This window comes from Ruegeria sp. CDSC025 (genome assembly GCF_059610805.1).
In genome coordinates, this window is record NZ_JBXWOJ010000001.1 from 545764 (window position 1) to 558706 (window position 12943).

Genomic DNA, 12943 nt, shown 5'->3' on the forward strand with positions numbered 1-12943 from the left:
GCAACCTTATTGAATGCGAGACCCCCGTGCCCAAAGCATATCTTCTACTGCTGTTGGCAGTTGTTGCCGAAACGATTGGTACAACTGCACTTCAGGCCAGCCAGCAATTCAGCCGGTTCTGGCCGTCAGTGCTTGTGGTTGTTGGCTATGGAATTGCCTTTTATCTGATGGCCCTCACGCTCAAATACATGCCGGTTGGTATCGTCTATGCGATCTGGTCCGGTCTTGGAATCGTGCTGATTGCCATCATCGGTTTCATTGTCTTTGGTCAGAGGTTGGATTTACCCGGGATAGCTGGACTCAGCATGATTTTGGGTGGAATACTAATCATACACCTCTTTTCCGGTACAGCAGGACACTGACGATCGGTTAGGGCTGGCATATTTCGCCGAGCCGCGTTATGCGCGCGTCAACTTCCCGTTCAAAGGCTGACCTCTCATGGACCTGCGCAATATCGCAATCATCGCTCACGTGGACCACGGCAAAACAACGCTGGTCGATGAGCTGCTAAAACAATCCGGTGCGTTCCGGGAAAATCAGGCTGTCGCAGAACGCGCCATGGACAGCAATGACCTCGAGCGTGAGCGTGGTATCACCATCCTTGCAAAGGCCACTTCGGTGGAGTGGAAAGGCACGCGGATCAATATCGTCGATACACCGGGCCACGCCGATTTCGGCGGAGAGGTTGAACGCATCCTTAGCATGGTCGACGGCGTTGTCCTGCTGGTCGATGCTGCCGAAGGTCCAATGCCGCAGACCAAATTCGTGACCTCCAAGGCGCTGGCGCTGGGTCTGCGTCCGATTGTGGTGCTGAACAAAGTCGACAAACCCGACGCCGAACCAGACCGTGCGCTGGACGAATGCTTTGATCTGTTCGCAAACCTCGGTGCGGATGACGATCAGCTTGATTTCCCTTCAATGTACGCCTCAGGCCGGTCGGGCTGGGCAGATATGGAGCTGGAAGGACCCCGCAAGGATCTGTCAGCACTGTTCGACCTGATCGTTGACCACGTCCCTGCTCCCAAACAGATCGAACGCAAGGACGAACCCTTCCGGATGCTTGCCACGACACTGGGCAGCGACCCGTTCATCGGCCGCATTCTGACTGGCCGTGTCGAAAGTGGTACGCTCAAGGCAGGTGACACCCTCAAGGCGCTCAGCCGGGACGGAACACTTATCGAGAACTTTCGCGCCTCTAAAATCCTGGCTTTCCGCGGTTTGGGGCAGCAACCCATTGATGTGGCCGAGGCGGGCGATATCGTCACCATCGCAGGTATGAGCAAAGCGACCGTGGCAGATTCGCTTGTTGCCCCACAAGTCGAAGACGCTCTGCCTGCGCAGCCGATCGACCCGCCGACCATCACAGTGACCTTTGGTATCAACGATTCGCCCCTTGCCGGCCGAGACGGTAAAAAGGTTCAGTCCCGTGTCATTCGCGACCGTTTGATGAAAGAAGCAGAATCAAACGTCGCCATTCGCATTACCGACACTCCGGGCGGTGAGGCCTTCGAAGTTGCGGGACGCGGCGAATTGCAGATGGGTGTTCTGATCGAAAACATGCGCCGCGAAGGGTTCGAGCTGAGTATCTCTCGCCCACAGGTCCTGTTCCGCGAAGAAGACGGTCAGCGCCTGGAGCCCATCGAAGAAGTCACCATTGACGTGGACGACGAGTATTCCGGCTCGGTCATTGAAAAGATAACAGGTGTCCGCAAAGGTGAACTGGCCGAGATGCGGCCTGCTGGTACAGGCAAAACCCGCATCATCGCCCATGTGCCGTCACGCGGGTTGATCGGTTATCACGGTGAATTCCTGACAGATACACGCGGTACTGGCGTTTTGAACCGTGTGTTCCACGACTGGGCACCGCATAAAGGACAAATTCCGGGCCGCCGCGCAGGCGTTCTGATCTCGATGGAGAACGGACAGGCAGTTGCCTATGCCCTTTGGAACCTCGAAGAGCGTGGCCGCATGTTTGTTGGCCCTCAGACCGATGTATATCAGGGTATGGTTATCGGCGAGCATTCGCGCGACAACGATCTTGAGGTTAACCCGCTGAAGGGGAAAAAGCTGACCAACGTCCGGGCCAGCGGATCGGATGACGCTGTGCGCCTGACACCCCATATTCAGTTCTCGTTGGAAGAGGCGATCGCCTATATCGACGATGACGAACTTGTCGAAGTGACCCCGAACGCAATCCGTCTGCGCAAACGCTTTCTGGATCCGCACGAGCGCAAGCGTATGGCAAGATCCGCCTGATCATTGCAGTGATGCAGTTCACAGATTGGAAACAATAACACAATCGTGACATATTTGCGCACACGCGTATTAAGGCCCATCCTGGAAGGCTCGCTCTCAAAGCGGGCCTTCTTTTTGTTTTACCTACACTTTCCTCTTTAAGTTGTTTCACTTTTAACATTCACAATTTTAGGAAACTTGTAATTCTGGCTCAAAAGGGATGTATTTGTGTCCAAAGTATGGCACCTGTTTGCCTGCCAAGTTTTGAGTAATGAGTATCAAGGAGTAGCGCCATGCGCATTAAGTCTCGCTTACTTTCAATAGTATTTGTTTCAGCAACGTTCCCAGTTATTTCAGCTGTATCCGCTTCAGCTTCAGACATGTGTACAATACGAACAGCCAAACAGTCGGTATCGACTGAAACGCTTTGTGCATGTTCTGTTGTAGACGCCCGGATGCTGCGCTATTTGCAGCGACGCTCAGATTTCGAGGACATCTTGTCCCGTACATTGGAGAGTTGCCCAGCTTTTGCAGCAGTTCTGACTGACTTTCCAACCGCATCTATTCTCGGAAATGAGCAACGATCAGGAGACGGCGCTGCTGATGAAAATGGCGGTGGTGGTTCCGGCGGCGGCGGTGGCGGCGGCGGTGGTACCGGCGGCGGTGGCGGCGGCGGTGATACCCGCGGCGGCGGTGGCGGCAATGGTGACGGCAACGATGATGACGACGGTGGTGACGGCGGCGAAGGTGGCGACGGCGGCGACGGCGGCGAAGGTGGCGACGGCGGCGACGGCGGCGAAGGTGGCGACGGCGGCGACGGTGGCGACGGCGGCGAAGGTGGTGACGGCGGCGAAGGTGGTGACGGCGGCGAAGGTGGTGACGGCGGCGAAGGTGGCGACGGCGGCGAAGGTGGCGACGGCGGCGAAGGTGGTGACGGCGGCGAAGGTGGCGACGGCGGCGAAGGTGGTGACGGTGGACCCAAGGGCAACCGTTCTGGCCATAGCGACGGAACCAATCCAGGCGGCCAATCTCAGAACCCGAACGGTACCAACAATCCGGGCAACCCCAAGTAAGCAAATTTAGGCACTACAGAAAATGGCGAAGCAACAGCTTCGCCATTTTCGCATTCTAACCAGCTGAGATTAGCTTTCCTCAGCTTCTGCCGAAGACCCCGACCCATTTACTGGGCCGCCGTGGGTCCTGCATCCGCAGAAACAGATATCGCGTCGCCGACCAGGGTTTGATGCGGTTGGTCAAGTTATCCAGAACCAGATCGCCACTGGCCGAGCGATAAACCAAAACCGCATGAGAATTTCGCTGCGTATCCAGAACAGTTGCGATCAAAAGTTTGCTCGGATCGACGCCCGCACGGATAAGATCCCTTTTCTTCAGCAGAGCAAAGTCTTCGCAATCCCCACCGCGCGAAGTCGGCAGCGCCCAACGTTCCCGAGTTCTATATTGGGCTTGGTCAGTAACCGAGCGGGTGGTTGCGTTTACCTGCCGGTTGACCTTTTTGATGATCTGCATCTCTTGCTGGCTCGACATTGAATTCGAAGCCTTGCTGGAACATGCCCAAGAGTATTGACGGCACAGTTGCCGCGCTCCAGACGGCGGGGGCGAAGATGCGACTGTGCGGATAAAGTTGCCTTCCCGCGCTTGCGCATCTGGTGCCATAACCGAGGACCCCAACGCCAATGCGAGGATTCCTAAAGTTCTACCAAAACCAGTCCAGATCCGCGCATTAACGGCCCTAAATTCCGTACCCATGGTCGCCATGCCTGTCCCTCGATCCGTGTTTTCCCCGCGATTGCCGCAAAACAGGACCATATTCCGTTTTCCGAAACTATCGGTAAACACGCCTAATTGTGCAATCTGTCTCAAATCTTGCAACTAAAAGAGGCGGAATTCCGTCATTGAAAATGGCATTTTTGGGTAAGAATCTGGCGCTGCTCGCCACATTCGAAACACGAACCCCTTGGCAGGCCCGACATCAAGACCCGCTAACTACTTGTAAATAAAAAATTTATGGGACTTCAGGTCGACGCTTGCCGCAACGTCATAATTGGGCGGCCATCTTTTGGCTGAAAACCGCCCAATGAATAAGCTGACAGGGGTATTAAATCCCTGATCGCACGGGGTGATTCTAATCTGTGATCTCTACGACCACCAATTCCCGCTCACTTGCACCACGCGCGTGATCCAGTGCTTGCTGATATTCCACCGAATTATAACACTCTACAGCGGCTTCCAATGAGGGGAATTTGGCGACAACGTTGCGCGGCCGTTCTTTGCCTTCCAACTGCACGTATCGCGCAGCACGCGCGATAAACGCACCACCGTGTTTGGCAATCGCTGGCCCGGCGAGCTCGGCATATTTTCCATAGGATTCGGCGTCAGTAACACTGACATGTGCAATCCAAAGTGCGGACATTTTGTTAACCTCCAAGAATATTCTCTGCAGCCTTGATCGCGGCATCAGCATTCGAAGCGTCCTTGCCACCACCTTGCGCCATATCAGGGCGTCCACCGCCACCTTTTCCACCAAGTTCAGCAACCGCCGCCCGAACCAGATCCACGGCCGAGATTGCATCCGTCAGATCAGCTGTGACACCGGCCGCGACGGCTGCTTTGCCGCCCGTATCCGCTATCAGCAACACAGCACCCGATCCAAGTCGGCTTTTGTGTTCGTCGATCAGCGCGGGTAAGTCCTTGCCAGATACGCCAGTAAGGGACTGAGCCAGGAACGAGATACCGTTTACCGTTTTGGCCTCAGCGCTACCGCCCTGCCCCGAACCACCAGCCATCGCGAGATCGCGGCGCAGCTGCGCAACTTCATTTTGAAGGGATTTACGTTCATCCAACAGAGCTTTGACACGAGATACAACGTCATCCGGTTGCGCTTTCAGTTCAGATGCGATCTGCCCCAAACGTTGGTCCTGTTCGGTCAGGTAAACCATGGCTTCGTCACCGGTAAGCGCTTCGATCCGCCGGACACCGGCACTGCTGGCGCTATCCCCCAATACAACAAGCGCGCCAATATCACCGGTCTGGCGAACATGCGTTCCACCACACAGTTCGATCGACCAGGTCTCACCATCCTGGCCTTTGCCGGTTGGCGCTTTGCCCATCGAAACCACGCGAACTTCGTCGCCATATTTCTCACCGAAAAGGGCCTGCGCACCCAGTTCCCGGGCATCATCCGGTGTCATGATCCGGGTCTCGACGGTCGAGTTCTGGCGGATGAAAGCGTTGACCGAGCGTTCAACTTGCCGAATTTCCTCGGGGCTCATCGCCTTCGCGTGGCTAAAGTCGAACCGCAGCCGGTCAGCCGCATTCAAAGAACCACGCTGCGCAACGTGGTCACCCAATGTTTCCCGCAATGCTTCGTGCAGCAAATGTGTGGCCGAATGGTTGGCCCGGATGGCGGTGCGGCGAACATGGTCTACCTCAAGCTCAACTGCGTCTCCCTTGGACAAGGTACCGTGATCGACCCTGACCCGATGCGCATAGATTTTGCCATCCGCAAATTTCCGGGTGTCCTCGACCCGCGCGACATCATCACGCTCTTCCAGACGACGAATTTCGCCGGTGTCGCCTATCTGACCACCGGATTCACCATAAAACGGGGTTTGGTTCACAACGACCCAGCCGGAACAACCTGTCTCGATCTTGTCGACCAAAGCGCCATCCACGACCATTGCCGCGACCTGTCCTTCAGCCTTTTCTGTATCGTATCCAAGAAAATCCGTAGCGCCCGCAATATCCAGAACGTCAAACCAAACGGCTTGATCCGCTGCTTCCCCCGATCCAGCCCAGGCAGCGCGTGCCTTGGCCTTTTGCTCGGCCATCGCCGTATCAAACCCGTCGGTATCAACCGTCCGGCCCTTCTCACGCAGTGCATCCTGCGTCAGATCAAGCGGAAAACCATATGTATCATACAGCTTGAAAGCGGCTTCTCCAGACAGTGCCGCACCCTCTGGCAGGTCAGAGACCTCGTCATCCAACAACTTCAGGCCGCGATCCAATGTTTGCTTAAAGCGGGTTTCTTCCAGCAACAGCGTCTCTTCGATCAGCGACTGAGCCTGGCCAAGTTCGGTGTACTGGGCACCCATCAGTTGGACCAATGTCGGTACCAGCTGATACATCACCGGATCCTTCGCACCCAACAGATGTGCATGCCGCATCGCACGACGCATGATCCGCCGCAGCACATAGCCGCGCCCGTCATTGCTGGGCATTACCCCGTCTGCAATCAGGAACGAGGTCGACCGCAGGTGATCCGCAATCACGCGGTGATGTACGTTCTGATCCCCATAAGGATCGACATTGGTGGCACTCGCCGAGGCCTCGATTAGGGTCTTGAACAGATCGGTGTCGTAATTGTCATGGCTTCCTTGCAACAGGGCACCAATCCGCTCCAGCCCCATCCCGGTGTCGATTGACTGCATGTCGAGCTCGACCATCGAGCCGTCTTCGAACTGTTCGTTCTGCATGAAAACGATGTTCCAGATCTCGATGAACCGATCACCGTCTTCCTCAGGTGAACCCGGAGGGCCGCCCCAGATATGATCCCCGTGGTCGTAGAAAATCTCGGTGCAGGGACCGCACGGGCCGGTCGGACCCATCTGCCAGAAATTGTCACTGGTTGCGATACGGATGATCCGATCTTCGGGAACGCCCACCTTCTTCCACATCTCGAACGCTTCGTCATCGGTGTGGTAAACCGTTGTCAGAAGGCGGTTTTTATCGACCCCGAATTCTTTGGTGATCAATTCCCATGCGAATGGAATTGCTTCGGGCTTGAAGTAATCGCCGAACGAAAAATTGCCCAACATCTCAAAGAATGTGTGGTGACGCGCAGTATAGCCGACATTGTCCAAGTCGTTGTGCTTGCCACCGGCCCGAACACATTTCTGTGCTGTCGTCGCGCGCTGATAGTCACGGGTTTCGACCCCGGTGAACAGGTTTTTGAACTGCACCATACCCGAGTTGACGAACATCAATGTCGGGTCGTTGCGTGGCACCAGGGGACTGGATGCCACTACTTCGTGCCCCTGTTTGGCAAAGTAGTTCAAAAAGGTCGATCGGATTTCGTTCAACGTTGACATAGGGCTCTCTCGGCGCGCGATCAGTTTGTTTCAAAAAGGGTTTATCCGCCTCCCCCGGGATAGTCCACAGGCGAGCGTCGCAGAACGGAACAAGGCGGCCCCGACGGACCGCCTTGTTCGGAATATGGTTCGTTCTTAGGAAAGAGCAGCGAAAATCGCTTTCTTCCCGAACCACTTATGCCTCGAGGATATCATCCTCTTCCGCGCCGGGCGGCACATCGAATTCCAGCCCATGTGCCGCGCGAATCTTGTCCTCGATCTCAAACGCGATGCGGTTGTTGTCGCGCAGATACTGCTTGGCATTCTCACGCCCCTGCCCGATCCGCTCATCACCATAGCTGAACCATGAGCCCGACTTCTCGACCACACCGGCCTTGACGCCCAGATCCAGCAGCTCGCCCATTTTACTGATGCCTTCGCCATACATGATGTCGAATTCAACTTGCTTGAAGGGCGGTGCCACTTTGTTTTTAACGACCTTCACACGGGTCTGGTTGCCAACAACCTCATCCCGGTCCTTGATCGCACCGATCCGACGAATATCCAAACGGACCGAGCTGTAGAATTTCAGGGCGTTACCACCGGTGGTGGTTTCCGGGCTGCCGAACATCACGCCGATTTTCATCCGGATTTGGTTGATGAAGATCACCATACAGTTCGAGCGGCTGATCGAACCCGTCAGTTTACGCATTGCCTGGCTCATCAGCCGGGCCTGCACACCAACGCTGCTGTCGCCCATATCGCCTTCGAGTTCAGATTTTGGCGTCAGCGCCGCGACCGAGTCAACCACGACCATGTTCACCGCGCCCGAACGGACCAGCGTATCGGTAATCTCAAGCGCCTGTTCGCCAGTGTCAGGTTGCGAAATCAGCAACTCGTCCAGATCGACGCCCAGTTTGCGCGCATATTGCGGGTCCAACGCATGTTCCGCATCGACAAATGCGCATACACCGCCATGTTTCTGCTGTTCTGCGATGCAGTGCAGTGTCAGCGTTGTTTTGCCTGAACTTTCCGGGCCATAGATTTCTACGATCCGGCCCATCGGCAGGCCGCCGATTCCCAGAGCGATATCCAGACCCAGCGATCCGGTCGAACTGGCGTCGATGTCCTGCTTGGAATCCTCGCCCAGCTTCATGATCGAGCCTTTGCCGAACTGCCGTTCGATCTGTGCCAGCGCGCTGTCGAGCGCCTTTTGCTTATCTGCGTTTTTCTTGTCGCTCATCGTCAGAAGATCCGCCATTGTCCTGTCGCCTTCCCTTTTGTCACACCCTTGAACGGGCGGCAATCGCTGCTTTGTTCGCCTCTTGTTCCTTATGGGACCAAAAAGAGAACATTTCAACTAAAACTTACATTACTTACTGTTCTGTAATTGTATTAAGGAGTCGTTTACGCCAATCTGCGCTGGAGATAATTACTGCCGATGGACGAATAAATGCTTGTTTTTTATGAAGAACGCCTTGCGTTTCTGGCTGTCCCAAAAACCGGCAGCACCGCTTATCATACGGCTTTGCGGGACCGTGCCGATCTGGTTGTCACCGATCCGCCAGATCTGAAACACGCACCTGTCCGCCGGTATGATCGGTTTTTCCAGAACATTTTCCGTAAAATGTACGATACTGAGATGGAAATCATGGCGGTTGTTCGTGAACCGGTCGATTGGCTAGGCAGTTGGTATAGGTTTCGCGGCCGCCAAGAGCGTCTTGACCACCCGCATTCAACACATGACCTGAGCTTTGATGATTTCGTCCAGGCCTATATGCGCACACCCCGACCTGAATTCGCCGATGTCGGCAGTCAAAGCCAATTTTTTCGCACCCGCAACAACGGGCGTGGCGCCACCCATGTCTTCAAATATGAAAACCAGGACAAAATTCTCGATTTCCTGCAAAACCGCTTGAATATGGATATCCGGCTGCAACGCGAAAACGTGTCACCCACACGAGACCTAACACTGGGTGCAGAGACATTGACCAAGTTCCGCAATACCCACTCCGCGGAATTCGATTGCCACGCCTCGGCACTTTGAAACCCTAATTGATCTGCTGAAAAACAGCTTCGGTCAGTTGGTTTAGTGAAAATGGTTTGGGCAGGAAAGTTGAATCGGAAATCTCTGGTCCGGAATCGCCAAACGCACCCTCTGTGTATCCAGACATGAATATGACCCGGACATCTGGCCTGTTCTGCTTAGCGATACGAACCCAGGTCGGACCATCCAATCCGGGCATGACCACATCGGTGACGAATGCGTCAACATTCAATGTGCCATCTTCGAGAAGCCTTAGAGCCTCTTCTCCCGAATCGGCCTCGAGCACAGTGTAGCCTTTCAACCTCAGTGCGCGGGTCGCGAAGGCCCGAACCGGGGCTTCGTCTTCGACCAGCAGCACGACACCCTCACCCTGGCGAACCGTTGGTTTCTCAGGGGATTGCGCAGGCGCTGCCTCGGTTTTTTTGGGGGCGGTTGAAACCGGCAGGTACATAATAAACTCGGTCCCTCTCCCCTGAATGCTGTCGACAAAAATAAAACCGCCGGTTTGCTTTACAATTCCGTAGACAGTCGACAGGCCCAAACCTGTCCCCTCACCCGTGCGTTTGGTTGTAAAGAAAGGCTCGAACACTTTCTGTAGCTTATCGGGGGCAATCCCCGTACCGCTATCAATGACTTTGACGGTGACGTATTCACCAGGTTTTACCGTAGCGCGATCCCTTGTGAAGCGTTCTGTCAGCACGACCACTTCGGTTTCGATCCTGACCTCACCACCTTCAGGCATTGCATCGCGGGCATTTACGACAAGATTCATCAACACCTGCTCTAGCTGGCGTTTATCCGCACGAACCGCTTTCAGAACGGGATCGTGGCTGAGTGTCAGCTTAATCTTTTCTCCGACCAGACGATTTAGCAGATGAATAAGGTCTGAGATCGTATCTCTGAGATCCAGGATTTCCGGCTGCAAAGTCTGTTTGCGCGAAAAGGCCAGCAGTTGGCTCACCAAAGCTGCAGCACGGTTTGCGTTCTGATTGATTTGTACAAGATCCCCGTAGTCAGGGTCATTCTGGTCGTGCCGCAAAAGCAGAAGATCGCAATGTCCGGAAATCGCCGTTAGCAAATTGTTGAAATCATGCGCTACACCGCCAGCCAGTTGGCCAACGGCCTGCATTTTTTGTCCCTGCACAAATTGCGCTTCTAAAGTCTTGAGTTCGGTAGCATCATTCAGAACCGCAATCAGTCTGACTTCTCCCTCGCTCAGCACACGTTTCAATGTGACCTGTACGAATATCTCGCGGTCTTCCCGTGTCAGCCTCAGGAATTCAGATCGTGGAACGGCGCCCTCATTTGAAGCCTGCGTCAGCCAATCCAGAACCGGATATCCCAGACCATGCATGATATGCACAACATTGGATTCTCCGGGCTCTATGTTTCCGACAAGACGCGTTGCCAGCCTGTTGGCCTCAAGGATGCTCCCGTCGGGAGACAGGGTCATTACCGGGACCGGAAGATCCACAAATGACGCGCCAATTCCACTTTCCTGTGCACGATCGAGCGGTAGAACAAGCAGATCGCGCGTGGTTCCCGACCGAGACAGTTCGGCCATCGTAGCCGGAATTGGCCCCTGTGCCGTCTGTACCTGCACAACCTCACCCAATTCGGGCTGCGCGCCAGTCAGAACCTGTGCAAGGTTGTCGGGTCGTTGCCCCAGGATTTGTTCCGCCGCCCCGTTGATCCGCAGCAATGCTCCGTTTCTGCCTTCGGTCAAAATGGGCACAGGCACAGCATCCCACTGACCTGTTCCATCCAGATGAAACCGCCAAAAGAAAAAGTTTTTCCCAACACCGAGAACAGAAATCGGTACGGTTGTCTCTAAAGTGACAACGTCTTCTCTTGCACGGCCATGGATCTCGGCCAAAGACTGTAGGCGCAGCAAAATTGCCGACGGGTTCGCAAAAATAGACTTTAGACCTTCATCCAGCCGGTTGCCGGGAAAAACATGGAGCTGAGCCCGGGCATGAGAATTGCAAATCAGAACATCACCCTGTGCATTGGCAATCGCGCAGGGGTACAGCTCTTCTTCGGCAAAAACCTCCATAACCCTAAGCTCACGACGTACCGAGTCGTCGGAAATCAGCGCCCTCACCACGACCAACAGTGATGCAGCAAGCAAAGACACACCTGCCACCACAAGGCCGAGATTCCAGGCTTGGGGAATGATTCCTGCCAGCGGCAGCAGTGAGAGCAACACCCCTAGCGCAACCAATGGTGCTAGACGCAAACCGCTTGGTGAATTTCGTAACTTTGGATCAGAATAGAAATCTGCGGTATCGGACATTAAATACTCAACTTGCCGGGCTAGGTGTAACCCAACGCAAAAGGGTTAACGCCCACTTAATTAACAAAGTGAGCAATTCTCCTTTAGGTTGCTATTTGTCCGTCAACTACCGCGTCAAGTGTGACGTGAAAAACCCGTCAGTACCGTGTGATACATACCACGTTTTGCGAAACTTCTCGGTCCATTCGGAGTGCGCCGCCACGAACGCATCGACCAATGCACCGTTTTCGACCTCGAGCATGGAACATGTTGCATAGGCAAGAACACCCGCTGGCCCCACCAAAAGCGCGACATCATCAAGGATCGTCCGCTGCGTTTCCGTAAGCCGATTCAGTCCATCTTGTGTAAGAGACCATTTTCCCGCCGGGGCGCGACGCCAGGATCCGCTGCCTGAACAGGGGGCATCCGTCAGCACAATGTCGAATGGCGCCTGCGCAGAGATCTCGTCATTGGTCAGGAGCGTTATCTGTGCACCCGCTCTTTCGGCCCGGGCGGGCAAATCACGCATTCGCGCCGCATTAACGTCATGCGCGAAAACATCTACACCGTGATGCGCGGCCAAGGCCAAGGCTTTGCCGCCACCACCGGAACAATAGTCCAGAACCCGCATTCCGGGGTTTAGGTCCAATGATTCAACTACGGCCTGGCTCGCCGCATCCTGCAGTTCGACCAACCCATCAGTATAGGCGCGGCTTCCTGAGATTTTCCGCTCGCCCTCGACAACTTCGAGTGCGGTCGAACAAGCGGGATGTGGCCTCGCTTGGATGCCGTCCGCCAGCAAGACCGAGACCGCCTGATCGACACTCGACTTAATCAGATTGACCCGCAAATGAACCGGGGCCCGAGCTCGCAATGCCTCGGCCACTGGAAGGGTCAAATCACCCAAAGACTCTTGAAAGGTTGGCCAAAGCCATTCCGGTATGTCGTATTTCTGGGCGTCGGATTCACATGGTTTAGCCTGTTCGTGTTCTTCCAAACTGGCTGGTGCGTACCCTTCGCCATTGAATATCTGATCCAGATCGACTTCTTGCATGCGCATCGCGCCAATCATCAAACCCCTACCGGTTTCCGTCCCACCTGCCGCTGCAAATGACCTTTTGCACCGCAAAGCACCAAACACATGGTCGCGAATAGCAGCCCTGTCTTTGGAACCGGCGAAACGGCTGCGCCGCGCCCAACCGGTCAGGGCCTTTTCGACCGGGGCACCCGAAAGAATCTGATCAAGAATTTCGATGGAGGCCTGAACACGTGCGGCGGGGGTCATTTTATTCTCCGATA

At 55.0% G+C, this 12943-nt stretch carries 11 protein-coding genes; 3 read left to right on the top strand and 8 right to left on the bottom strand.

Features of this window, described 5'->3' with window-relative positions; genetic code table 11:
- The first annotated feature begins 26 nt into the window (after nucleotides 1-26).
- Entirely contained in the window at nucleotides 27-362 is a 336-nt protein-coding gene (locus tag AC2FH8_RS02755; RefSeq protein WP_142633723.1) for a DMT family transporter, read from the top strand.
- 76 nt (nucleotides 363-438) lie between these two features.
- Entirely contained in the window at nucleotides 439-2256 is a 1818-nt protein-coding gene (gene typA, locus AC2FH8_RS02760) for a translational GTPase TypA (protein ID WP_271947178.1), read from the top strand.
- Nucleotides 2257-2446: 190 nt separating this feature from the next.
- Here typA and AC2FH8_RS02765 read toward each other — a convergent pair whose 3' ends face one another.
- The 6 genes from AC2FH8_RS02765 to recA form a co-directional block, all read right to left on the bottom strand.
- Complete coding sequence (locus AC2FH8_RS02765; RefSeq protein WP_185956608.1) at nucleotides 2447-2617, bottom strand: hypothetical protein; 171 nt, start codon at nucleotides 2615-2617, stop codon at nucleotides 2447-2449.
- Between the two features lie 202 nt (nucleotides 2618-2819).
- A complete protein-coding gene (locus tag AC2FH8_RS02770) occupies nucleotides 2820-3263 on the bottom strand; it encodes a hypothetical protein (protein WP_496688139.1) in 444 nt (147 codons plus the stop codon).
- Nucleotides 3264-3387: 124 nt separating this feature from the next.
- Entirely contained in the window at nucleotides 3388-4062 is a 675-nt protein-coding gene (locus AC2FH8_RS02775; RefSeq protein ID WP_496688141.1) for a transglutaminase-like cysteine peptidase, read from the bottom strand.
- 316 nt (nucleotides 4063-4378) lie between these two features.
- Complete coding sequence (locus tag AC2FH8_RS02780; RefSeq protein WP_142633718.1) at nucleotides 4379-4666, bottom strand: DUF1330 domain-containing protein; 288 nt, start codon at nucleotides 4664-4666, stop codon at nucleotides 4379-4381.
- Between the two features lie 4 nt (nucleotides 4667-4670).
- On the bottom strand, nucleotides 4671-7343 hold the full coding sequence (alaS, locus tag AC2FH8_RS02785; protein ID WP_496688143.1) for an alanine--tRNA ligase: 2673 nt from the start codon (nucleotides 7341-7343) through the stop codon (nucleotides 4671-4673).
- A 175-nt stretch (nucleotides 7344-7518) separates the two neighbouring features.
- Complete coding sequence (recA, locus tag AC2FH8_RS02790) at nucleotides 7519-8583, bottom strand: recombinase RecA (RefSeq protein ID WP_142633714.1); 1065 nt, start codon at nucleotides 8581-8583, stop codon at nucleotides 7519-7521.
- Between the two features lie 192 nt (nucleotides 8584-8775).
- Here recA and AC2FH8_RS02795 point away from each other — a divergent pair, with 192 nt between their 5' ends.
- On the top strand, nucleotides 8776-9369 hold the full coding sequence (locus AC2FH8_RS02795; RefSeq protein WP_281994593.1) for a sulfotransferase family 2 domain-containing protein: 594 nt from the start codon (nucleotides 8776-8778) through the stop codon (nucleotides 9367-9369).
- Nucleotides 9370-9373: 4 nt separating this feature from the next.
- Here AC2FH8_RS02795 and AC2FH8_RS02800 read toward each other — a convergent pair whose 3' ends face one another.
- Both AC2FH8_RS02800 and AC2FH8_RS02805 read right to left on the bottom strand, forming a co-directional pair.
- On the bottom strand, nucleotides 9374-11665 hold the full coding sequence (locus AC2FH8_RS02800; protein WP_496688146.1) for a hybrid sensor histidine kinase/response regulator: 2292 nt from the start codon (nucleotides 11663-11665) through the stop codon (nucleotides 9374-9376).
- Nucleotides 11666-11771: 106 nt separating this feature from the next.
- Nucleotides 11772-12929 carry an RsmB/NOP family class I SAM-dependent RNA methyltransferase gene (locus AC2FH8_RS02805; RefSeq protein WP_496688148.1) on the bottom strand — a complete coding sequence of 386 codons (1158 nt, stop codon included), beginning with the start codon at nucleotides 12927-12929 and terminating at the stop codon, nucleotides 11772-11774.
- Between the last annotated feature and the right edge of the window lie 14 nt (nucleotides 12930-12943).

Coding starts and splice junctions, on each gene's coding strand:
- AC2FH8_RS02805 (WP_496688148.1), bottom strand. CDS start 12,929: ATGACCCCCGCCGCACGTGTTCAGGCCTCCATCGAAATTCTTGATCAG.
- AC2FH8_RS02765 (WP_185956608.1), bottom strand. CDS start 2,617: ATGTCTGAAGCTGAAGCGGATACAGCTGAAATAACTGGGAACGTTGCT.
- AC2FH8_RS02795 (WP_281994593.1), top strand. CDS start 8,776: ATGCTTGTTTTTTATGAAGAACGCCTTGCGTTTCTGGCTGTCCCAAAA.
- AC2FH8_RS02775 (WP_496688141.1), bottom strand. CDS start 4,062: ATGGTCCTGTTTTGCGGCAATCGCGGGGAAAACACGGATCGAGGGACA.
- recA (WP_142633714.1), bottom strand. CDS start 8,583: ATGGCGGATCTTCTGACGATGAGCGACAAGAAAAACGCAGATAAGCAA.
- AC2FH8_RS02780 (WP_142633718.1), bottom strand. CDS start 4,666: ATGTCCGCACTTTGGATTGCACATGTCAGTGTTACTGACGCCGAATCC.
- typA (WP_271947178.1), top strand. CDS start 439: ATGGACCTGCGCAATATCGCAATCATCGCTCACGTGGACCACGGCAAA.
- AC2FH8_RS02800 (WP_496688146.1), bottom strand. CDS start 11,665: ATGTCCGATACCGCAGATTTCTATTCTGATCCAAAGTTACGAAATTCA.
- alaS (WP_496688143.1), bottom strand. CDS start 7,343: ATGTCAACGTTGAACGAAATCCGATCGACCTTTTTGAACTACTTTGCC.